The organism is Bradyrhizobium agreste (genome assembly GCF_016031625.1).
GTDB lineage: Bacteria > Pseudomonadota > Alphaproteobacteria > Rhizobiales > Xanthobacteraceae > Bradyrhizobium > Bradyrhizobium agreste.
Genome location: NZ_JACCHP010000002.1, coordinates 327439 through 347646, shown reverse-complemented (window position 1 = coordinate 347646; position 20208 = coordinate 327439). Strand labels below are relative to the sequence as shown.

The following is a 20208-nucleotide window of genomic DNA, read 5'->3' as shown; positions in this document are numbered from 1 at the left end:
GCCCCGGAATGACGGAATGAATTGTCTAGTGCGTTGACGATCGCACCCTTGCAATCGTCTCGCGCACGCCGGTCCAGGCCGGCTTCCCAGGTGCGAACTGCTTGCGCAGGAAGCTGATGAGCTCCTCGATCTGCGCGTCGCTCATGCTGTTCCTGAACGCGGGCATATAGCCGAGATCGCTCGAGACGGGCTCGGCAATGCCGTGCAGGATCACCTGCACGAGATTATCGGATGTCGCGCTGTGCAGATTGCTGTTGAGCGCGAGCGAGGGGCGGCTGCCGAATAGCGGCAGGCCGCCGACCTCGTGGCAGACGGCGCACGCGCCTTGATAGAGGCGCGCGCCGGTAGAGGAGGCGACGGTCACTTGCGTGGCGCTCTCGAGCTTGGCGGCGAGCGCATCCGGCGCTGGCGTATCGGCGGTGTCATTGAACGAGTTGAGATACACCGCCATCGCACGGATGTCCTGGTCGGGCAGAGCCTTGAGGTCGCGGACAACAGGCGCCATCGGGCCGGCGGCGACGCCGTGGTAACGCGAATGGCCGGTGCGCAAATAGGCGTAGAGCTCATCCTCGCTCCACGGAATCGGCCCGTGCGAGAGCGAGGTCAACGCCGGCGCTTCCCAGCCCTCGGCAAAGCCGCCGGCGAGATAAGCGTTGCGTTGCTCGGCGCCGAGCGCGTTGCGCGGCGAATGGCAGGCGCTGCAATGGCCGAGGCTCTCGACCAGATAGGCGCCGCGATTCCAAGCCTCGGACTTTGACGGGTCGGACTTGAATTCGTGCGCATCGTGGAACAGTGCATTCCAGCCCGCCAGCAGCGGGCGCAGATTGAACGGGAAGGCGAGCGTGTTGGCTGGCGTCGTCGTGCGCACCGCAGGTTGCGCCATCAGGTAAGCGTAGAGCGCCTGCATGTCGGCATCGCTAGTCCTCGCAAAATGCGTGTAGGGGAAGGCGGGATAGAGCTGGCGTCCGTCGCGATGCAGGCCATCGCGCATGGCGCGTTCGAAGGCGGGGTAGGACCAAGCGCCGATGCCGGTCTCGACATCGGGCGTGATGTTGGTCGCGTAGATCGTGCCGAACGGTGTCTCCAGGGCGCGGCCGCCGGCATTTGGTACGCCGCCGATCTTGGTGTGGCACTCCGCGCAATTGCCGAGCGCGGCGAGCTGCTCTCCGCGGGCGATCGTCGCCGCGGTATAGACCGACGCGTCGGGCCGCGCGATCGGCGCGATGGCGCGGCCGGGAAGAAGCGCCGCGCCCACGCCGATCGCAGCCGTGCAGACGGCTGCGATCGCTGCGAAGATGCCGGCGCGCCTGGCGAACGGGTTCTCCCAGATGCGAGAAGGAGGCGGGGCTGCGGGCGAGGGCAGGGACTGCGGTGCCGCCGCTGCTTCGCCGTGCAATCCCTTGAGGATTCGCTCGGGCGTGAACGGCGGCTCGCGAAAGCGCACGCCGGTGGCATCGAAGATGGCGTTCGCAATCGCCGCCGCGCTCGGCACCGAGGCGGACTCGCCGACGCCGAGCGGCGGCTGATCCTGCCGCGGCAGCATCAGCACGTCGATCTTGGGCACGTCGGGGAAGGGGATGATGGGATAGGCGCCCCATTCGCGCGCGGCCACCGCGCCGCGCTCGAACGACACCTCTTCCATCAGCGCGCGGCTGGTGGACTGGATGACGTTGCCCTGGATCTGATGGCGCACGCCGTCCGGATTGATCATCAACCCGGAATCCTGCCCCGCGACGACGCGCGTCACGCTGACGTCGCCGGTCGTCTTGTTCACCGCAACGTCGGCAACCCACGCCGACCACGCCGCGCCATAGCCCGGAAACTTGCTGTGGACGTAGAGCGCATAGGCAAAGCCGCGGCCGTGCACGACATCGCCGTCCTTCTCCTCGCGAACGGGGCGGGGCGTCCAGCCCGCGCGCTCGGCCACCGCATTGACGAGATCGACCGCGCGCGGGTCCTTCAGATAGCGCAGGCGATATTCGATCGGATCGACGCCGGCTTCGGTTGCGGCCTCGTCGATATAGGATTCATGCGCAAAGGTATTCGGCAATGCCGAGACGCCGCGAAACCAGGAGGCGCGCACGATCGGCGGCGTGTCGTGGGCGACGACGCGCATGTGCTCGTAGTCGTAGGGCGGGATCGCGGTGCGGTCGCCCATCTGGAGCACCGCGGGCTCCGGCGAGAGGCGGCCGGTCAGCAGCAGCGCCAGCGTCGGCGCGGCGTTCGAGGGATAGCGCGTCGCGAGATCGTATGCGGCGATACCGCCGTCGGCGTCGAGGCCGCCATTGACGTCGATGAGCTGTGCGGTGCCTTTGGGCTCCCAGGCGTGCTCCTGCTCGCGCGTTAGCTGCACGCGGACCGGACGGCCGACCGCGCGCGACAGCAGTAGCGCGTCGGCGGTGACGTCGTCGGCGCAGTTGCGGCCGTAGCAGCCGGCGGCCTCCAGTCGGATCACCTCGATCTCGCTTTCGGGGCGCTCGATCAGCAGCGCCAGATCGCTGCGCAGCACGTGCGGGTTCTGCGTTCCCGACCAGACCCGGATGTTGCCATCCCTATAGTCGGCGACGGCGCAGGACGGGCCGATCGAGGCGTGCATCTGATACGGCCAGACGTAAGTGCGCTGCATCGGCTTGGCCGCGCCAGATATTGCCTTGTCGACGTCGCCCTTGTCGATCAGCGTGCGCGGTGTCGATGGATTGGCGCGCAGGGCGGTCTCGACCTCGCCAAGATCGGTAAGCGTCGGCGTCGGTTTCCAGCTCACCTTGAGCTGCTCTGCCGCACGGATCGCATTCTCCTCGCGCTCGGCGACGACGCCGACGAAATCGCCGATGCGCACGACAGCGATAAGGCCGGGAACGTCGCGCACGGAGGATTCGTCGACCGCAATGAGGCTGGTGCCGACGAACGGTCCGGCATCGACGCCGGCATAGGGCGGCCGCACCACGCGGCCATGCACCATGCCTGATACTCGGACGTCGTGCACGAAGGTCAGCTCGCCCGCGGCTTTGGCAGGTAAATCGACGCGCGGCACCGACTGGCCGACGATGGTGTAATCGCCGACCGGCTTGAGCTGCACGTCGTCGGCCAGCTCGAGGCGGATCGCCTCGTCGCCGATGAGCTCGCCGTAGCTGACGCTGCGGTTGTCGTGGCCGCGAACAAGCCCGTCCTCGATCCTGAGCTCGGCTTCGGGCAAGTCCAGGCGTTCCGCCGCGCGCGCGATCAGAAAGTGCCGGGCTTGCGCCGCGGCCTTCCGCAGCGGCACGGCCGTGATCTGAATGGTTTCGCTCGCGATCGTCGCGCCCTGGTTCGGCACCACGGCCGTGTCGCCGAGCACGACGACGACGCGCGCAAAGGACACGTCGAGCTCTTCGGCGACGATCTGGCCGAGCGCGGTGCGGATGCCGGTGCCGAGATCGACATGGCCGTTGTAGGCGGTGACCGAACCGTCCGCGGTGATGCGGACGAAGGTCTCGGACGTGACCTCGTCCACGCTGCGGGCGACGATGAGCGAGCCCGCGCGCGCGGCTCCGTTCGAAACAGAGGAGGCCATCAATCTGCGGCCTCGGTGAGCTGGCTAGAGGCGCGCATCACCGCGCGGAGGATTTCGACATGGGTCCCGCAGCGGCAAAGATTGTAGCGTAGCGCCGCCAGCGCCTCCTGCTCGGTCGGCCGCGGATTGATCGCGAGCAACGCCTTGGTGGTCATGATCATGCCGTTGAGACAATAGCCGCATTGCGCGGCCTGCTCGTCGATGAAGGCCTGCTGCACGACGTCGGGCTTGTCGCGGGTGCCGAGGCCTTCGAGCGTCACGATGTCGCGGCCGACGCAGCCGCTCACCGGAATCACGCAGGAGCGTGCCGCCAGTCCGTCGATCAGGACAGTACAGGTGCCGCATTCCCCCAAGCCGCAGCCGTATTTCGGGCCGTTCAGTCCGAGGTCATTGCGCAGCACGTAGAGCAGCGGCGTGTCCCGCGCCGCCGTGACCTCTCGGATCCTGCCGTTCACGGTGAGGCGGATCGGTGTCTGCGTCATCCTCGTTCCCAAGCCCAAGACCAATACCAACATCGTGCAATCGCGAAAAATGCGACGTTGCGACGATACCGTTTGTACACAAACGTGCAAGCCGTGCATGCCGCACTGCAGCGCGACTGCCTTGTTTGTGGACAGGGCGGATAGGCAAATGAGGTTTTATGCGGCAGCGGCATCTTTTGCGCTGCACCGCCGCTTGACAGCCCCGGGGCACCGCGCGCAACATCGTTCGTATACGAATGATAACCGCGATGTCCGCCGGCTCCGACATGATGACAGAAACGACGAGCGCCGTCATCGACAAGATCCGCTGCGATGCTTGTCCGGTGATGTGCTACATCAAGCCGGGCGCGGCGGGTGCCTGCGATCGCTATGCCAATCACGACGGCAAGCTTGTCCGCGTCGATCCGCACGTGATCCTGGAACGCACCGTCTCGCACGGCGGCAAGCTCGTCCCGTTCAGCCGCACCGAGGACTGGGACGGCAAGATCGTCCATGAACCCTCGACTTTCGTGACGGCGATCGGCGCAGGCACGACCTATCCCGACTACAAGCCGGCGCCGTTCATCGTCTCTGCCGAGGTCGACGGCGTCGACATGGTGACCGTCGTGACCGAGGGCATCTTCTCCTATTGCGGCATCAAGGTGAAGATCGACACCGACCGCTATCTCGGCCCGGAGACCGCGACCGTGCGCGCGCAGGGCGAGGCGGTCGGCCATGTCACGACCAGCGAATACGGCTCGCAGATGCTCTCGCTCGGCGGCGTGCATCATCTCACCGGCGGCTCCAAGAAGGAGGGCCGCGTCACCTGCGACACGCTGATGGACCTCGCCAATTGCAAGGCGGTGGAGCTCACCATCGACGGAGGTGCCACCGTGGTGGTGCAGGCCGGCCAGCCGCCGATCGTCAACGGCGTGAAGGAAGAGCGCATGCGCGTCGGCTGCGGCTCGGCGACGATCGGCATGTTCGCCAAGCAATGGCACGGCAAGGTGGATGAGGTCGTCGTGGTCGATGACCACATCACCGGCGTGCTCTCGGAGCACCAGGCCGGCAAGCTGCTCGACATCGCCGACACCGGCATCAAGATGAAGGGCCGTCGCTCGACGCCCGGCCGCTATTTTCAGGTTGCCGATCCCGGCACGGGCTGGGGCGGCACCAACATCTCCGATCCCTTGTCGATCCTCGGCCCGTTCGATCCCAAGGAAGCAAAGCCCGGTCTGACCATGCTGATGGTCTCCACCACCGGGGAGCATTCGTCCTATTACGTGCTCGACGAGGCCTTGAAACCGGTCGAGACCGAGATGCCTGATGACCTGAAGTTTTCGGTCGAGCGCATCCAGGAAAATTGCGAGCCCGCGTTGTGCACGGTGTTGTTCATGGCGGGAGCGGGCGGCTCGCTGCGCGCCGGCGTCACGGACAATCCGGTGCGGCTGACGCGCTCGGTGAAGGACGCGCTGACGCGCGTCACCAGCGGCGGCGCGCCGGTCTATGTCTGGCCCGGCGGCGGCATCACCTACATGGTCGACGTGACGCAGATGCCGTCAGGCGCGTTCGGTTATGTGCCGACACCGGCCCTGGTCGCGCCGATCGAGTTCACGATGAAGCTGTCCGACTATGCCGCGCTCGGCGGACACATGGATCATGTGAAGCCGCTCTCCGAGGTACAGAATGGCGACGATGTTCGGCAGTTGCCCTGGCAGAACCCGATTCCGGGGCGCCGCACATGACGAGGCGCCCGCAAATCGCATTGCTGTCTGACGGCCGGCGGCTGCATTTTCAGGATGGACCGATCGATCTGATCGTGGAGGCGAGGGGACGTGTGGACGCAGTGCAGGCTGCCTATCAGGCTGCGGCGCTGCGGTTCACCGGATTGCTCGACGAGCTTTGCGCGGAGTTGCCGGAATTGCGCTCTGCCGCCGGGAAGCGCACGTCGCTCAAGGGCGTCGTCGCGCGCCGCATGCACGCCGCGGTGGCGCCATATTCCGCCGATTGCTTCATCACGCCGATGGCGGCCGTTGCCGGTAGCGTCGCGGAGGAGATTCTGGCTGCGATGCTGCGCGCTGCCGCGCTCGACCGCGCTTACGTCAACAATGGCGGCGACATCGCGCTGCATCTCGGTGTGGGCGAGCATTTTTCGGTCGGCTTGATGGATCGGCCCGACCGCGACGGCGTGATGCGGACGATGCGGATCGATGCGGACGACCCGGGGCGGGGCGTCGCCACCAGCGGCCGGCACGGCCGCAGCTTTTCGCTTGGGATCGCCGATGCCGTGACCGTACTCGCCGCAACCGCTTCGCAGGCCGATGCAGCTGCGACTGTGATCGCCAATGCGGTCGATCTGCCCGGACATCCCGCTGTCATCCGAAAACCTGCGAACGAGCTTCAGCCCGACAGCGATCTGGGCGCGCGGCTTGTGACGTGCGATGTCGGTGAGCTGTCTCACGATGAGATCGTCGCCGCGCTCGAATCTGGCGCGGAATGTGCACGGCATTTATTCGATCGTCGGCTGATCGAGGGTGCCGTGCTGCAGCTTTGTGGTGATATGCTTGTCATCGGACCGAAAGATAGTGAGCGGCTGGAATCGCGCCCGCGTCAGCTGGAGAATGCGGTTCATGCCTAAGCAGAGAAGTGGCCAGAGGAAGCAGCCATGAGCGCGATCATCCGCAAGATCGTCACCGTCGTCGAAGAGACCCAGAGGGAGATGGGCCGACAGGTGTCACCGCCGACCCGGCGTGCCGCGGCGATTGCCGTCATCGAGAATCCGTTTGCCGGAAAATATATCGAGGATCTTTCGCCGCTGATTGCGATCGGCGAGGAGCTCGGTGAGCTCTTGTCGAAACGCGCGGTGGCGGCGCTCGGCATCGATGGCGCCAAGGCACACAGCTACGGCAAGGCCGCGGCGGTCGGCGAGAATGGGGAGCTGGAGCATGCCGCTGCCATCCTCCACCCCAAGATGGGCGCGCCGGTGCGCAAGGTGCTGGGCAAGGGCGCGGCGCTGATTCCCTCCTCGAAGAAGCGCAGCGGTCCGGGCACGACGCTGGACATTCCGCTGGGGCACAAGGATGCGGCCTTCGTGCGCAGTCATTTCGACGGCATGGAGGTGCAGATCAACGACGCGCCGCGCGCCAACGAGATCATGGTCGCGGTCGCCGTCACCGACAGCGGCCGTCCGCTGCCGCGCGTCGGCGGGCTCACGGTTGCGGAGATCAAGGGCGAAGACGGTCTGAGATAGATAGAAGTCACAAGCGAGTTCAAATTGGAGGTTGGGATGCGAGCAGGAAATTACTTCGTCGGCGCGGCCTTCGCGCTTCTGGCGGGCGGCATGGCCCATTCGGCCGTGGCGCAGGACATCAAGATCGGCGAGATCAACAGCTATTCGCTGCTGCCGGCGTTCACCGAGCCCTATCGCAAGGGCTGGCAGCTCGCGGTCGAGGAAATCAACGGGGCCGGCGGCATCAACGGCAAGAAGCTCGTCGTCGTCTCGAAGGACGACGGCGGCAAGCCGGCGGACGCGCAGACCGCGGCCAACGAGCTCGTCTCGAGCGAGGGCGTGGCGATGCTCGCCGGCACGTTCCTGTCGAACATCGGTCTTGCGGTCTCTGACTTCGCCAACCAGAAGAAGGTGTTCTTCCTCGCCGCCGAGCCGCTCACGGATGCCATCACCTGGTCCAAGGGCAACAAATACACCTTCCGCCTGCGTCCCTCCAACTACATGCAGGCGGCGATGCTGGTGGAAGCCGCCAGCAAGCTGCCGGCCAAGCGCTGGGCGACGATCGCACCGAATTACGAGTACGGCCAGTCGGCGGTCGCGGTGTTCAAGAAGCTGATGTCTGAGAAGCGCCCGGACATTCAGTGGGTCGACGAGCAATGGCCGCCACAGGGCAAGATCGACGCGGGTCCCGTGGTGCAGGCGGTTGCCGCCGCCAACCCGGAAGCGATCCTCAACGTCACGTTCGGGGCAGACCTCGTCAAGCTCGTGCGCGAAGGCAACACGCGTGGACTGTTCAAGGGGCGCGAGGTCGTCTCCTTCCTCACCGGCGAGCCCGAATATCTTGACCCGCTCAAGGACGAGACGCCGGAGGGCTGGATCGTCACTGGTTATCCCTGGTACTCGATCAAGACGCCCGAGCATGACGCGTTCCTGAAAGCCTACCAGGCCAAGTACAACGACTATCCGCGTCTCGGCTCGATCGTCGGCTACCAAACCATCAAGTCGGCGGCCGCGATCCTGGCCAAGGCTGGCTCGACCGATCCGGAGAAGCTGATTGCCGCGGCGGAGGGGCTGACGACGGGCTCACCGTTCGGCGAGATCACCTTCCGCAAGATCGACCACCAGTCGACGCTCGGCGCCTTCGTCGGCAAGACCGCGTTGAAGGACGGCAAGGGCGTGATGGTGGATTCGTCCTACAAGAAGGGCGCGGACTACCTGCCGAGCGATGCCGAAGTCGAGAAGCTGCGGCCGAAGGATTGATTGCTTCCTTTCTCCCTCTCCCCGCTTGCGGGGAGAGGGTCGGGGTGAGGGGGAGCCTCCGCGAGGGAGGTGACAGACGACTCGCGGAGACCCCCCTCACCCGAATTGCTTCGCAATTCGACCTCTCCCCGCAAGCGGGGAGAGGTGACCTAAACACCTAACCCGGACCGAAGATGGCCTTTTACGTCGTACAGTTTCTGACCGGTCTCGCCAGCGCAGCGTCGCTGTTCCTGGTGGCCTCGGGCCTGTCGATCATCTTCGGGGTGACGCGGATCGTGAATTTCGCGCACGGCGCCTTCTACATGATCGGCGCCTACATCGCCTTCACGCTGACCGAGCGCCTGTCCGGCGCGTTCGGCTTCTGGGGCGGCATCGTGCTGGCGGCGCTCGCGGTGGCGCTGATCGGCGTCATCGTCGAGATGGTGCTGCTGCGGCGCATCTATCATGCGCCCGAGCTGTTCCAGCTGCTCGCGACCTTTGGCCTGACCTTGATGGTCGAGGATCTCGTCGTGCTGATCTGGGGGCCCGACGATCTTGTCGGCCGCCGCGCGCCGGGCTTCAAGGGCGCGATCGATTTCTTCGGCCAGAACATTCCGAGCTACGATCTTTTCCTGATCGTGCTCGGACCCGTCGTGCTCGGCATTCTCTGGCTGCTGTTTCAGCGCACGCGCTGGGGCGTCTTGGTGCGCGCGGCGACGCAGGACCGGGACATGGTGGCCGCGCTCGGCGTCAATCAGAAGTGGCTGTTCACATCGGTGTTCGCCGTCGGCGTCTTCCTCGCAGCGCTCGGCGGCGCCCTCCAGATCCCGCGCGATGCCGTGCATCACGCCATGGATCTGCGCATCATCGTCGAGGTGTTCGTCGTGGTCGTGATCGGCGGCCTCGGCAGCATTGTCGGCGCCTTCGTCGCGGCGGTGCTGGTCTCGGAGCTGAATGCGTTCGGCATCCTGATTTTCCCGAAGATCTCCATCATCCTGGTCTTTCTGGTGATGGCCGTGGTGCTGATCGTGCGGCCCTGGGGCCTATTCGGCAAGCCGGAGGCGGCCGCGCGCAAGACGCCGGGCCTCACCGTCAATCCCTGGCGGCCGCTGACCTCGAACGAGCGGCTGATGGCGCTTGCCGCGCTAATCGTCGCAGCCTTGCTGCCGCTGTTCGCGGGCAATTATCTGCTGACGGTCGGCTCGGAGATCGCGATCTTCGTGATCTTCGCCGTCAGCCTGCACTTCCTGATGTCGGTCGGCGGCCTCGCCTCGTTCGGTCACGCCGCCTATTTCGGCCTCGGGGCCTATGGTATCGCCTTCCTCGCCAAGATGGCCGGACTGCCGATGATCGTCTGCCTGCTGCTCGGGCCGCTGCTCGGCTGCATGGGCGCGGCCGTGTTCGGCTTCTTCGCGGTGCAGCTCTCCGGCGTCTATTTTGCAATGCTGACGCTCGCCTTCGCGCAGATCGTCTGGTCGATCGCGTTCCAGTGGGTGAACGTGACCGGCGGTGACAACGGCATTCTGGGCCTCTGGCCGTCGAGCTGGGCGGCAAGTCCGTCGCGCTTCTATTGGCTTGCGCTCGGCGTCGCGGCGCTGGTGACGGTTGCGCTGCGGGCCATGGTGTTCTCGCCGTTCGGCTACGCGCTTCGTGCCACGCGCGACTCAGGTCTGCGCAGCGAAGCCATCGGCATCGATGCCAAGCGCATCCAGTGGACCGCCTTCGTGATCGCCGGCACGACCGCCGGCATCGGCGGCGCATTGTTCGCCTATCTCAAGGGCAGCGTCTTTCCCGACAATCTCGGCATCTCGCTGTCGGTCGACGCACTGGTCATGGTGTTGCTCGGCGGCGTCGAGACGGTGTCGGGCGCGGTGATCGGCGCCATCGTCTACAAGGCCTTGAACATCTGGCTGGTGAGCCAGACCGATCTGTCGAAGCTCGTGCTCGGCGGCTTCATCATGCTGATCGTCGTCGTCTTTCCCAAGGGCATCGTCGGCATGCTCGAGATGCTGGCGCAGCGTCGGAAAAAAGCATCGCCGCCGGGATCTCCCTTGCTTGCCAAGCCGATCGAGTCTGCCGAATGAGCGTTGCACCCCCACTTCTCGCAGTCGAAGGCCTGACCAAATCCTATGGCGGCATCCATGCCGTGCGCGGCGTCTCGTTCTCGCTGCGGGCCGGCGAGATCCTGGCGCTGATCGGGCCGAACGGCGCGGGAAAGAGCACCTGCTTCGACATGCTCAACGGCCAGAACATGCCTGACAGCGGGCACGTCCGCCTGCTCGGCGAAGAGATCACGGGCCGGAAGCCGCGTGAGGTCTGGCGGCTCGGCGTCGGCCGCACCTTCCAGATCACCGCGACCTTCGCCACCATGACCGTGCGCGAGAACGTGCAGGTCGCGCTGATCTCGCATGGCAAGCAGCTGTTCAATCTGTTCGGCTCGGCGCCGAAGTTCGACCGCGACGAAGCCGGCCGCCTGCTCGAGCTGGTCGGCATGAGCGGCTATGCCGACCGTCCCTGCGGCGAGCTTGCCTATGGCGATCTCAAGCGGCTCGAGCTTGCTGTTGCGCTCGCCAACCAGCCCAAACTGCTGCTGATGGACGAGCCGACGGCCGGCATGGCACCGCGCGAGCGCGTCGAATTGATGCGGCTGACCGCGCGCATTGCCCGGGAAAAATCCATCGGCGTGCTCTTCACCGAGCACGACATGGACGTGGTGTTCGAGCATGCCGACCGCATCCTCGTGCTCAACCGCGGGACGTTGATCGCGGAGGGCTCGCCGGCGGACGTGCGCGGCAATCCCCAGGTGCAGGCGGTCTATCTCGGCGAGGGCCTGGTCTACGATTCTCGCCACCGCGAGGGAGCATCGGCATGAAGCTCACGGTGCAAGACCTCAACAGCCATTACGGTCCGGCGCATATCCTGTTCGACATCGGCTTCGAGGTCGGCGAGGGTGAGGTGGTGGCGCTGCTGGGACGCAACGGCGCCGGCAAGTCGACGACGTTCCGCTCCATCGTCGGCCTCGTCGCGCAGCGCTCCGGCCGCATCACGTTCGAAGGCAAGGACGTCTCATCGAAGCCGACACACGAGATCGTGCGCGAGGGCCTCGGCTACGTGCCGGAGGAGCGGCGCATCTTCACGGACCTGACCGTCGAAGAAAATCTCGAAGTCGGCCGCCAGCCGAAGCGTCCGAACGCGCCGCACTGGACGCGCGAAAAGCTGTTCGCGCTGTTTCCGAACCTCGGCGAGATGAAGAATCGCCCGGGCGGGCGCATGAGCGGCGGCGAGCAGCAGATGCTCACGATCGCGCGTACGCTGATGGGCAATCCGTCGCTGGTGCTGCTGGACGAGCCGTCGGAGGGGCTGTCGCCGAAGATCGTGGAGCAGATGGTCGATGCCATCCTGACCATGAAGAAGGAAGGCGTCAGCATCGTCGTCTCCGAGCAGAATCTGCATTTCGCGCGGCTGATTTCGGATCGCGCCTACATCATCGAGCGCGGCCGCATCTGTTTCGGCGGCACCATGGCCGAGCTCGACGCGCGCCCGGATATCCGCGACGCGCATCTGTCGTTGTGAGGGGCGGACAGCGGATGGCGAGAAGCGTTGCGGCAAAGAAAAGCATCAAGCCGGCGAAACCACCTTACGTGCTCGACGAACAGGTCGGCTTCATCCTGCGCCAGGTCTGGCAGCGCCACAGCTCGATCTTCGCGCGAGACATCGGCACCAATCTGACGCCGACGCAATGGGCGGCGCTGTCGAAACTGGCCGAGACCGGGCCGTGCTCGCAGAATCAGCTCGGGCGCCTGACGGCAATGGACGTCGCGACCATCAAGGGCGTGATCGATCGTCTCACCGCGCGCGGCCTCACCGAGACCAGCCAGGATCCCGAGGACGGCCGCCGCCTGCTGGTGAGCCTGACCCGCGCCGGTCAGCAGCTTGCCGAGAAGCTGGCGCCGAATGCGCTGGCGATCACCCGCGAGACGCTGGCGCCGCTCGACGCGAAAGAGCGCGAGACGCTGATGGTGCTGCTGAACAAGCTGAGGTGAAGGTGGTCTCGTAGAGTGGGCAAAGGCGCTCTTGCGCCGTGCCCACCACTCCTAAATGGTGGGCACGCTGCGCTTTGCCCACCCCACGGCACCATTTTCCTGGCTTACTTCGCCACCAGCTCCGGCACTTTGCCGGCCGGCGGCGTGTTGCGGCTGCGCTGGGTGCGCACGATGCCATCGATGATGGTCATGCCGATGCCTGGGAGGTCGCCGAGCTGGACGCTCTCCAGGATGTTCTTGCCGGGCGAGTGCTGCGCCTTGTCCATGATGACGAAATCGGCGGAGCGGCCGACCTCGATCAGGCCGCAGTCGAGCTGCCGCATCCGGGCGGTGTTGCCGGTGGCAAGGCAGAACGCGATCTCGGCCGGCAGCTCGCCGAGCGAGGACAGCATCGAGACCATGCGCAGGATGCCGAGCGGCTGCACGCCGGAGCCGGCGGGCGCGTCGGTGCCGAGGATGACGCGGTGCAGGTCGCCCATCTCGCGCGCGGTGCGCAGCGTGAACAGGGCCGAGCGCTCATTGCCGTTGTGCACGAGCTCGAGCCCGCGCTTGCAGCCCTCGCAGATGCAGCGGATCTGGTCGTCGGGCAGGGCAGTGTGGCCGCCGTTGATGTGGCCGACCACGTCGGTGTCGGCCTCCAGCACCACGTCCTTGTCGATCAGGCCGGAGCCGGGGATCGACGGGCCACCGGTGTGGATGGTGCTCTGGATGCCGTATTTGCGCGCCCAGCCGACCATTTTTCGCGCGGTCGGACCGTCCTTGACGCCGCCGAGGCCGACCTCGCCGAGCAGCTTGACGCCGTTCGCCGCCATCTCCTTGAAGTCTTCTTCCACCATCTCGCATTCGATCACCGGCGCGCCGGCGTGAACCTTCACGCCGCCGGGGCGCAAGGTCCAGAACGCGCGCTGGGCGAATACGGCCATGGCCTTGAGGCCGACGACGTCGCGGGGTCGGCCGGGCATGTGCACCTCGCCGGCGGAGATCATGGTGGTGACGCCGCCGTGCAGATAGCTGTCGATCCAGTTGATCTGGTTCTGCCGCGGCGTCCAGTCGCCGGCGACTGGGTGGACGTGGCTGTCGATCAGGCCCGGCGCCACCGTGGTGCCGTTGGCGTCGACGATGGTGGTGGCGCCTTCGGTATTGACGTCCTTGAAGCGGCCGATCGCGCTGATCTTGCCGTTCTCGGCGACGATGGTGTCGCCGTCCAGAATCGGCTTTTCCAAAGCGCCGGACAGGATCAGGCCGATATTGCGGATCACCAGCTTCGAGGGTCCGGTGGCCTGGGGTGCGTCATGCGCCATGGAAGGGCTCCTTATTCCTAACTGCAACGCTTCCGATCTTGGGCAGCCTTGACCGCCGGATCAAGCCGGATTATTCATTAGTATACGAATGATCGTGTACAAACGACGCATAGCTGCCGGCCTCGGAACCGCAATTGACGCGACAGGGAAGGTGAGATGAGCAATTTCAATCAGGAAAGCGTTTTGAGCGTCCACCACTGGACCGACACGCTGTTCTCCTTCAAGACCACCCGCAGCCCGACCTTCCGCTTCCGCAACGGCGAATTCACCATGATCGGGCTCAAGGTCGGCGAGAAGCCGCTGCTGCGGGCCTACAGCGTCGCCAGCGCCAATTACGAGGACACGCTGGAGTTCTTCTCGATCAAGGTGCCTGACGGTCCGCTGACCTCGCGCCTCCAGCATCTGAAGGAAGGCGACGAGATCATCGTCAGCCGCAAGGCCACCGGCACGCTGGTGATCGACAACCTGGAAGAGGGGCGCAACCTCTATCTGATCGGCACGGGCACGGGGCTTGCGCCGTTCCTGAGCGTGATCAAGGATCCCGAGACCTACGAGCGCTTCGAGAAGGTGGTGCTGCTGCACGGCTGCCGGCACGTCAAGGAGCTCGCCTATGGCGAGATGATCACCGAGCATCTGCCGAAGGACGAATTGCTCGGCGAGTACATCCGCAGTCAGCTGATCTATTACCCGACCGTGACGCGCGATCCCTTCCGCAACCGCGGCCGCATCACGGACCTCATCACCTCAGGCAAGCTCTTCAGCGACATCGGTCTGCCGGTGCTGGAAGCCGCCCAGGATCGCGTCATGATCTGCGGCAGCCCGGCCCTGGTGGCGGACACGCGCGTCCTCTTGGGGGAGCGCGGCTTCGTCGAGGGCAACCACGGCGAGCCGGCCCAGTTCGTGGTTGAGAAGGCGTTCGCCGAGCGCTAAATCCGGAATTTCTGCGCGAGAAGATCGCATTTTCGCCACCGCCGGGGCGTTGCGGCGCCGATTCGGCGCACGATACTATGTGGGACCGAATCAGCGGAGTTCCCACATGGTTGCGGACAGCGACAGCAACATCGCCTGGCACCGGGTTCAGTTGAAGAAGAACCGCGCCGAGCTGAAGGCGCTGGAGACCGCGCGCTTCACGATGGGCGAGATCGCCACCTCGAAGCGCAACGGCCAGACGCAGAAGACGATCGCAGAACTCAAACGCAAGATCGCGCAGTCGGAGCGCGCGATCGCCGATTACGACAAGCGCACGCGCCGTCCACTCGCAACCGACCTGCAGAGCCTCAGCAATGGCAGCTGGAGCCATTGGGACGCCTATACCCAGCAGCAGCGCAAGAGCGGCCAGCGCTCCTCCGGGCGTGGATAGGCGCGGCTCTCCACGCCGGCGGCCGACGAGCAGACGTGCCCTTGCGCCGGCCGCGCCGTGCACCATCTCGGTGATACGCCACCAATCGCTCCGGTGATCCCATGCCAACGCGCCTCGATTTCACCAGCGAGGCCTTCTTTCGCGATCCGCCCAAGGCGATCGCGACGTTGCGCATGTCGGGCCCTGTGGTCGCGACGCGGTTTCCCATCGTCGGCAATGTCTGGATCACCACGACCCATGACGCCACCGCGCAGGTCCTGAAGGACGGCGCGACCTTCACGTTGCGCAAGGAGGGTGGCGACGTCGCGGGCTTGCGCTGGTGGATGCCGAGGTTCGTCAGGACCATCGCCAACAACATGCTGACGATGGATGAGCCGGATCACACGCGGCTGCGCAGCATCGTGGACGAAGCGTTTCGCCGCCGCGCGATCGTCGCGATGGAGCCGCACATCCGGGCCATCGCTGACGGTCTGGCCGACGAGCTGTTCGCGCAAGGATGCCCGGCCGATCTGGTCCAGCGCTATGCACGCATCCTGCCGCTCGCGGTGATCTCGGAGCTGCTCGGCCTGCCGCTGGCGGATCGTCCAAAGTTCATCGCCTGGGCCAACGCGATGACCTCGCTGACGAATGTCCTCAGTTTCTTTCGCCTGCTGTTTGCGCTGCGCAAGATGCGCGCCTACCTCGAGCAGCAGTTGCAGATCGCGCGCGGAGAGAGCGGCGAGGGCCTGATTGCCGAGCTGATTCAGGTCGAGCGCGAAGGCGGCCAGATCACGCCGGATGAAATGGTTTCGATGGTGTTTCTGTTGCTGGGTGCGGGATCGGAAACCACCACCCATCTCATCAGCGGTTCCGTCTACGAGCTGCTCAGGAATCCCGAGCTGCGCGACTGGCTGGAACAGGATTGGAGCCGCCTCGGGCTCGCGGTCGAGGAGTTCCTGCGCTTCGTCTCGCCCGTCCAATTCTCCAAGCCACGCTACGTGCGGCGCGAGGTCGAGGTCGAAGGCGTGCGCCTGAAGAAGGGCGATCGCGTCATGGTCATGCTCGCCGCTGCGAACATGGATCCGGCGGTTCATGATCGTCCCGAGAACCTCGATCTCGAGCGCAAGCCGAACCGCCATATCTCGTTCGGCACGGGAATCCACTTCTGTCTCGGCCATCAGCTCGCGCGCATCGAGACGGCTTGCGCGCTGGAGGCGCTGTTCGTGCGTTGGCCGAAACTCCGGCTGGCCGTCGAGCCTTCGCAAATTCGGTGGCGTCGCAGGCCAGGACTTCGCGCACTCGAAAAGCTACCGGTTCTGGACGACGCCATGACAATGTCGACCCAGCGGGCCGCTTGACGAGCCGCAGGTCCGAGATCGCGCTCGTTCCGGATACAAATTTCATCTGAAGTCTGCGCCTCGGCCAGGAACGGTGCGTGATCGCACCTGTTGTGATCGAGACCTCGAAATCCGAAGCGGAGGTTCACAATGAGTTCCAGCGCGATACCGGTATTCGACAAGACAGCACAGACGACGCATCTCTGGCTCAACGAGATCAGCGAAGAAATCGGTTTGGACGATCAGCAGTCGTGGCGCGTAACGGCCGCCGTGCTGCGCGCGATACGCGATCGCCTGCCGGTGGAGCTTGCGGCACATCTGGGATCACAGCTGCCGCTGCTGGTCCGCGGCGCGTACTATGATCAGTTCCGGCCATCGGCAATGCCGAGCCGGGTGCGGTCGCTGGAAGAGTTTCTTCAGCTCATCGCCGAGGAACTGAAGTTCGGGCGACCGGTCGATACGGAGGATGCCGCACGCGCGGTGTTCAATGTTCTCTCCCGTCACTTGACCGCGGGCCAGATCGAAAAGGTCCGGGAGGCCTTGCCGGAGGAGGTGCGGGCGATCTGGAGCATGGAACCCGGCACGACGGATGAGAAGGGTATGTCGCACTAGGCCGATGGAAACCTTCGCCGCGAGGCCGGCGTTAGCAGACGGATATCCCGAAAGATTATCGGAGATCCAGCATGCAAGTTCGCGAGATCATGACACCATCCGTGCACATTGCCGATCCCAACATGACCATACGGGAAGCCTCTCGCTGGATGCGCGACGACGATGTCGGAGCCTTGCCGGTGGGCGAGAACGATCGTCTTATCGGCATGATCACTGACAGGGACATCGTCACGCGCGCGGTCGCCGAGGAACGCGCGCCGGGCAACACGTCGGTCCGCGAAGTGATGTCCAAGGGCGTCTGTTATTGCTTTGAAGACGACGATGTGGAAGGCGCTTCACAGGTGATGGCCACGCACCAGATCCGGCGTCTCCCGGTGATCAACCGCCAGAAGCGCCTGGTCGGTGTCGTTGCGCTCGCAGACATCAGCAGGACAGACGACGAGTGCGCGCAAGACGCATTGAAGGACATCTCCGCACCCGCTGCGCGGGAGCGGCACTGACTGCTTCACGGCGTCACGTTCCACAAGGAGGTTCTCATGGCCAGCAAGATGCCACCCGTCCCGGACGCCAACCAGAGCCCGAAGGGAACTGGTGACAGCAAGCAGGTCCGAGCAGACCAGACGCCGCACGGGCAGCGGCGTGTGCAGAATCCGGACCAGCAGGGACAGCAGGGCAACATCAAGCAGAACACGACCAATCAAGGCTATCAGCAAGATCGTTGAGGAGGACGACATTCATGTCGACATCCACCAAGACACCGAACAGCATTCGTCAGGGCGGACCCGGCGCTTCGCACGAGAACGCGAAGGCCCCGCTTCAGGTGAAGAAGCCGCCGGCTGACGATCCGCAGCGCAGCCACAGCCGGATTTCGGGCGGCGGTGGAGAGCGCGATTCCCATCACAGGCACGACGAGGCCGGAAAGGGCGGAGGCAGGTGACATGACCAACAAGCAACCCAAGCTGTACGCGCCGACCGAAAAGGACATCCGTGATAATCCCCTGATCGGCGGATCGAAGGGGACGAACATGGCGGGCGTTTCGCCTGACGACCTCGAGGACGTCTTGGGCGAGAACACGATCGAAGGCGACGTCGAGAACGACGTGAACATCGGTGGCGGTATCGACAAGGACGTCGCGCGGAGCGGTTCGCCCCGAAGAGGCCGGTAAGATTGGAGGCCCAGAATGCAGGGCAAGAAGACTCACGAACAGCAGGTGCGCATCCTCGAGCGGAAGCCCGATGTTCCGGATGCACGCGAGCTCGAGCAGGCCGCCGGTCATAACCCGCAAGACACGCGCGCCCATCGTGCCAACCCGGAGGTGCGTCACAGCGAGTTTCCCGTGAGCCGCGGCGGCCTCAACCAGGAAAGCGATCACAACAAGCACAACGATCCCGGTCAGAGCGGCCACAAGCCGCCCAAACCGACGGCGGCGCAACAGAAGCACTGAGCCGTCAGAGACCACTGCAAGAGGAGAGACCAATGCCAGGTGGGCATGGCAGTAAGACGCATTTCAGATCGGGCATGCATGGCAAGGGCGACGGCACCGGCGCATTGACCGACGTGCCGAAGGACATGATCGGCGACAACATGGTGCTATCCAACCGAGACAAGAAACAGCATTCGGACATTCGCGGGATGGACGGCAAGTCCATCCAGACCGAACAATATCAGGACCACGCAGCAAACCGGCTCGATGAGAAGCCGGAGGCCGACGAGACCTGAGAGGGCGTTCCTCCCGCCAACTTGCGGACCGGTGTTCAGCCGGTCCGCTTTTTTGCGGGCACAAGATCGCGCTCCCAGCCGAACACCGAGCGGCCGTCGAGCTCCGGTGAGGCCGCACGCTCATCGGCGATGAAAGCCGCAACCGAGGGGCCGCGCGCGGTCCGCTCCAGCCGCCGTGCCTGGTCGTCGAGGCGCTTGATCGCCTGCATCTCCTCCTCGCGTCCGAGCTTCGCGCTCTGGATCGCGCCCTTCAGCACCCGGATGGTCTCGTCATAGACCTTGATCGGAACGGGGTAGGGATGCCGGTCCTTGCCGCCATGGGCGAGCGAGAAACGCGCGGGGTCGGTGAAGCGATAGGGCGCACCGTGCACGACCTCCGCGACCATGGCCAGCGAGCGCACGGTGCGCGCGCCGACGCCCGGCGTCAGCAGCAGTTCCGGAAAATCCGCCGGGCCGCGCTCGGCTGCGGCGGCGAGCGTGCCGTGCAGGCGGCGCGCGAACACGTCCTTCGGCCGCACATCATGATGCGCGGGCATGATCAGATGCGGCAGCATGCCTTGCGCCGGCGTGGACTCGGTCCCCATGAGCCGTTCGAATTCGGAGACGATGCGATCCGGACCGAGATCGTTCAACAGCTCGAGCTGCGCCGTCCGAGACATATCGGCGCGATGATCGGTGAGATTGACGATCTCGCCCTGCTGCGGCCCGTCGATTGCGCTGTGCGGTGCATCGACAAAGCTCTTCAGGGCCTCGGAATGCCAGTGATAGCGCCGCGCCTGCCGCTTGTCGCCGTTCATGCCCTGCTGCACCACCGTCCATTTGCCCTCAGTGGTGACGAAGAAGCCATGCAGGTAAAGATCGAAGCCGTCCTGGACCGCGGCACTGTCGACCTTGGCCACCAGACGGCTGGCCCGGGTCAGCTTGACGCCGTCGAATCCGACGCGGTCGCCGAGCTGCAACAGCTCGTCCGGCGTCTTGCGCGAGTGCTGGCCGCGGCCGCCGCAAACGTAAATCCCGAGCTCGTCCTGAAGCGGTCCGAGCCCGCGCTTCAGTGCGCCGATCACCGAGGTGGTGATGCCGGAGGAATGCCAGTCCATTCCCATTACGGCGCCAAACGACTGGAACCAGAATGGGTGCGACAGGCGCTGCAGAAACGCGTCGCGGCCGTAATGATGCACGATCGCCTGGGTGACGATGGCTCCCAGGGAGGACATGCGACTTGCCAGCCAGGGCGGAACCCGCCCGGTGTGAAGAGGAAGATCGGCGCTGCCGGTACGTCGAGTCATGCCGGCAAACCTAGCGCAGTTCAGCGACGGTTGCACCTGCGGGATGCTGCATTGCACGGAGCGGGGGAGCGAAGGCGGCCGGGAGGCGTTG

Annotated in this window: 22 protein-coding genes; 18 read left to right on the top strand and 4 right to left on the bottom strand. The window is 65.2% G+C overall.

Annotated elements, in window-relative coordinates; all coding sequences use genetic code 11:
* Positions 1 to 25: 25 nt before the first annotated feature.
* Together HZZ13_RS04360 and HZZ13_RS04355 are read right to left on the bottom strand one after the other, a co-directional pair.
* Positions 26 to 3550 (bottom strand): molybdopterin cofactor-binding domain-containing protein, encoded by a 3525-nt coding sequence (locus HZZ13_RS04360; protein WP_197958413.1) that lies wholly within the window; start codon positions 3548 to 3550, stop codon positions 26 to 28.
* The gene (locus HZZ13_RS04355) at positions 3550 to 4032 is read right to left on the bottom strand and encodes a (2Fe-2S)-binding protein (RefSeq protein ID WP_197958412.1); all 483 of its coding nucleotides are present in this window, start codon (positions 4030 to 4032) and stop codon (positions 3550 to 3552) included. Before HZZ13_RS04355 ends, HZZ13_RS04360 begins: the two co-directional genes overlap by 1 nt.
* Positions 4033 to 4298: 266 nt before the next feature.
* On the opposite strand from HZZ13_RS04355, the gene HZZ13_RS04350 reads away from it, so the two are divergent.
* The 8 genes from HZZ13_RS04350 to HZZ13_RS04315 all read left to right on the top strand — a co-directional run bounded on the left by HZZ13_RS04350 (position 4299) and on the right by HZZ13_RS04315 (position 12522).
* Complete coding sequence (locus tag HZZ13_RS04350; RefSeq protein ID WP_197958518.1) at positions 4299 to 5756, top strand: 6-hydroxynicotinate reductase; 1458 nt, start codon at positions 4299 to 4301, stop codon at positions 5754 to 5756.
* Positions 5753 to 6649 (top strand): UPF0280 family protein, encoded by an 897-nt coding sequence (locus HZZ13_RS04345; protein WP_197958411.1) that lies wholly within the window; start codon positions 5753 to 5755, stop codon positions 6647 to 6649. The genes HZZ13_RS04350 and HZZ13_RS04345 overlap by 4 nt, the downstream gene beginning before the upstream one ends.
* Positions 6650 to 6676: 27 nt before the next feature.
* Positions 6677 to 7261 (top strand): amino acid synthesis family protein, encoded by a 585-nt coding sequence (locus HZZ13_RS04340; protein ID WP_197958410.1) that lies wholly within the window; start codon positions 6677 to 6679, stop codon positions 7259 to 7261.
* A 36-nt stretch (positions 7262 to 7297) separates the two neighbouring features.
* Positions 7298 to 8500, top strand: a complete 1203-nt coding sequence (locus HZZ13_RS04335; protein WP_197958409.1) for an ABC transporter substrate-binding protein — start codon at positions 7298 to 7300, stop codon at positions 8498 to 8500.
* Between the two features lie 173 nt (positions 8501 to 8673).
* The gene (locus HZZ13_RS04330) at positions 8674 to 10563 is read left to right on the top strand and encodes an ABC transporter permease (RefSeq protein ID WP_197958408.1); all 1890 of its coding nucleotides are present in this window, start codon (positions 8674 to 8676) and stop codon (positions 10561 to 10563) included.
* Complete coding sequence (locus tag HZZ13_RS04325; protein WP_197958407.1) at positions 10560 to 11351, top strand: ABC transporter ATP-binding protein; 792 nt, start codon at positions 10560 to 10562, stop codon at positions 11349 to 11351. Before HZZ13_RS04330 ends, HZZ13_RS04325 begins: the two co-directional genes overlap by 4 nt.
* Entirely contained in the window at positions 11348 to 12052 is a 705-nt protein-coding gene (locus HZZ13_RS04320; protein ID WP_172786252.1) for an ABC transporter ATP-binding protein, read from the top strand. Before HZZ13_RS04325 ends, HZZ13_RS04320 begins: the two co-directional genes overlap by 4 nt.
* 14 nt (positions 12053 to 12066) lie before the next feature.
* Positions 12067 to 12522 carry a MarR family winged helix-turn-helix transcriptional regulator gene (locus HZZ13_RS04315; protein WP_197958406.1) on the top strand — a complete coding sequence of 152 codons (456 nt, stop codon included), beginning with the start codon at positions 12067 to 12069 and terminating at the stop codon, positions 12520 to 12522.
* A gap of 104 nt (positions 12523 to 12626) precedes the next feature.
* Here the strand turns inward: HZZ13_RS04315 and HZZ13_RS04310 are convergent, their stop codons facing one another.
* A complete protein-coding gene (locus HZZ13_RS04310; protein ID WP_197958405.1) occupies positions 12627 to 13823 on the bottom strand; it encodes an amidohydrolase family protein in 1197 nt (398 codons plus the stop codon).
* A gap of 156 nt (positions 13824 to 13979) precedes the next feature.
* Between HZZ13_RS04310 and HZZ13_RS04305 the strand changes: the two genes are divergently transcribed.
* From HZZ13_RS04305 to HZZ13_RS04260, 10 genes are all read left to right on the top strand, one after another.
* Positions 13980 to 14753 carry a ferredoxin--NADP reductase gene (locus HZZ13_RS04305; RefSeq protein WP_197958404.1) on the top strand — a complete coding sequence of 258 codons (774 nt, stop codon included), beginning with the start codon at positions 13980 to 13982 and terminating at the stop codon, positions 14751 to 14753.
* A gap of 106 nt (positions 14754 to 14859) precedes the next feature.
* The gene (locus HZZ13_RS04300) at positions 14860 to 15183 is read left to right on the top strand and encodes a hypothetical protein (RefSeq protein ID WP_197958403.1); all 324 of its coding nucleotides are present in this window, start codon (positions 14860 to 14862) and stop codon (positions 15181 to 15183) included.
* A 101-nt stretch (positions 15184 to 15284) separates the two neighbouring features.
* Positions 15285 to 16520, top strand: coding sequence for a cytochrome P450 (locus HZZ13_RS04295; RefSeq protein WP_197958402.1), 1236 nt, complete (start codon positions 15285 to 15287; stop codon positions 16518 to 16520).
* Between the two features lie 129 nt (positions 16521 to 16649).
* The gene (locus HZZ13_RS04290; protein ID WP_197958401.1) at positions 16650 to 17111 is read left to right on the top strand and encodes a DUF2267 domain-containing protein; all 462 of its coding nucleotides are present in this window, start codon (positions 16650 to 16652) and stop codon (positions 17109 to 17111) included.
* 71 nt (positions 17112 to 17182) lie between these two features.
* A complete protein-coding gene (locus HZZ13_RS04285) occupies positions 17183 to 17611 on the top strand; it encodes a CBS domain-containing protein (protein WP_197958400.1) in 429 nt (142 codons plus the stop codon).
* A 36-nt stretch (positions 17612 to 17647) separates the two neighbouring features.
* Entirely contained in the window at positions 17648 to 17833 is a 186-nt protein-coding gene (locus HZZ13_RS04280) for a hypothetical protein (protein WP_129143153.1), read from the top strand.
* A gap of 14 nt (positions 17834 to 17847) precedes the next feature.
* On the top strand, positions 17848 to 18048 hold the full coding sequence (locus tag HZZ13_RS04275; RefSeq protein ID WP_197958399.1) for a hypothetical protein: 201 nt from the start codon (positions 17848 to 17850) through the stop codon (positions 18046 to 18048).
* Between the two features lies 1 nt (position 18049).
* Positions 18050 to 18277, top strand: a complete 228-nt coding sequence (locus tag HZZ13_RS04270; protein ID WP_197958398.1) for a hypothetical protein — start codon at positions 18050 to 18052, stop codon at positions 18275 to 18277.
* A gap of 15 nt (positions 18278 to 18292) precedes the next feature.
* Entirely contained in the window at positions 18293 to 18556 is a 264-nt protein-coding gene (locus tag HZZ13_RS04265; RefSeq protein ID WP_197958397.1) for a hypothetical protein, read from the top strand.
* Between the two features lie 32 nt (positions 18557 to 18588).
* A complete protein-coding gene (locus HZZ13_RS04260; RefSeq protein ID WP_197958396.1) occupies positions 18589 to 18831 on the top strand; it encodes a hypothetical protein in 243 nt (80 codons plus the stop codon).
* Positions 18832 to 18866: 35 nt separating this feature from the next.
* On the opposite strand, the gene HZZ13_RS04255 is transcribed toward HZZ13_RS04260, so the two are convergent.
* Entirely contained in the window at positions 18867 to 20117 is a 1251-nt protein-coding gene (locus tag HZZ13_RS04255; RefSeq protein WP_197958395.1) for a DUF763 domain-containing protein, read from the bottom strand.
* Positions 20118 to 20208: the final 91 nt, after the last annotated feature.

What these genes read in the sequence shown, in the direction of transcription:
- HZZ13_RS04255 (WP_197958395.1), bottom strand. Translation starts at nt 20,117, where the DNA reads ATGACTCGACGTACCGGCAGCGCCGATCTTCCTCTTCACACCGGGCGG.
- HZZ13_RS04325 (WP_197958407.1), top strand. Translation starts at nt 10,560, where the DNA reads ATGAGCGTTGCACCCCCACTTCTCGCAGTCGAAGGCCTGACCAAATCC.
- HZZ13_RS04270 (WP_197958398.1), top strand. Translation starts at nt 18,050, where the DNA reads ATGACCAACAAGCAACCCAAGCTGTACGCGCCGACCGAAAAGGACATC.
- HZZ13_RS04345 (WP_197958411.1), top strand. Translation starts at nt 5,753, where the DNA reads ATGACGAGGCGCCCGCAAATCGCATTGCTGTCTGACGGCCGGCGGCTG.
- HZZ13_RS04340 (WP_197958410.1), top strand. Translation starts at nt 6,677, where the DNA reads ATGAGCGCGATCATCCGCAAGATCGTCACCGTCGTCGAAGAGACCCAG.
- HZZ13_RS04360 (WP_197958413.1), bottom strand. Translation starts at nt 3,550, where the DNA reads ATGGCCTCCTCTGTTTCGAACGGAGCCGCGCGCGCGGGCTCGCTCATC.
- HZZ13_RS04350 (WP_197958518.1), top strand. Translation starts at nt 4,299, where the DNA reads ATGATGACAGAAACGACGAGCGCCGTCATCGACAAGATCCGCTGCGAT.
- HZZ13_RS04355 (WP_197958412.1), bottom strand. Translation starts at nt 4,032, where the DNA reads ATGACGCAGACACCGATCCGCCTCACCGTGAACGGCAGGATCCGAGAG.
- HZZ13_RS04305 (WP_197958404.1), top strand. Translation starts at nt 13,980, where the DNA reads ATGAGCAATTTCAATCAGGAAAGCGTTTTGAGCGTCCACCACTGGACC.
- HZZ13_RS04330 (WP_197958408.1), top strand. Translation starts at nt 8,674, where the DNA reads ATGGCCTTTTACGTCGTACAGTTTCTGACCGGTCTCGCCAGCGCAGCG.
- HZZ13_RS04280 (WP_129143153.1), top strand. Translation starts at nt 17,648, where the DNA reads ATGGCCAGCAAGATGCCACCCGTCCCGGACGCCAACCAGAGCCCGAAG.
- HZZ13_RS04300 (WP_197958403.1), top strand. Translation starts at nt 14,860, where the DNA reads ATGGTTGCGGACAGCGACAGCAACATCGCCTGGCACCGGGTTCAGTTG.
- HZZ13_RS04285 (WP_197958400.1), top strand. Translation starts at nt 17,183, where the DNA reads ATGCAAGTTCGCGAGATCATGACACCATCCGTGCACATTGCCGATCCC.
- HZZ13_RS04290 (WP_197958401.1), top strand. Translation starts at nt 16,650, where the DNA reads ATGAGTTCCAGCGCGATACCGGTATTCGACAAGACAGCACAGACGACG.
- HZZ13_RS04260 (WP_197958396.1), top strand. Translation starts at nt 18,589, where the DNA reads ATGCCAGGTGGGCATGGCAGTAAGACGCATTTCAGATCGGGCATGCAT.
- HZZ13_RS04335 (WP_197958409.1), top strand. Translation starts at nt 7,298, where the DNA reads ATGCGAGCAGGAAATTACTTCGTCGGCGCGGCCTTCGCGCTTCTGGCG.
- HZZ13_RS04295 (WP_197958402.1), top strand. Translation starts at nt 15,285, where the DNA reads ATGCCAACGCGCCTCGATTTCACCAGCGAGGCCTTCTTTCGCGATCCG.
- HZZ13_RS04320 (WP_172786252.1), top strand. Translation starts at nt 11,348, where the DNA reads ATGAAGCTCACGGTGCAAGACCTCAACAGCCATTACGGTCCGGCGCAT.
- HZZ13_RS04315 (WP_197958406.1), top strand. Translation starts at nt 12,067, where the DNA reads ATGGCGAGAAGCGTTGCGGCAAAGAAAAGCATCAAGCCGGCGAAACCA.
- HZZ13_RS04275 (WP_197958399.1), top strand. Translation starts at nt 17,848, where the DNA reads ATGTCGACATCCACCAAGACACCGAACAGCATTCGTCAGGGCGGACCC.
- HZZ13_RS04265 (WP_197958397.1), top strand. Translation starts at nt 18,293, where the DNA reads ATGCAGGGCAAGAAGACTCACGAACAGCAGGTGCGCATCCTCGAGCGG.
- HZZ13_RS04310 (WP_197958405.1), bottom strand. Translation starts at nt 13,823, where the DNA reads ATGGCGCATGACGCACCCCAGGCCACCGGACCCTCGAAGCTGGTGATC.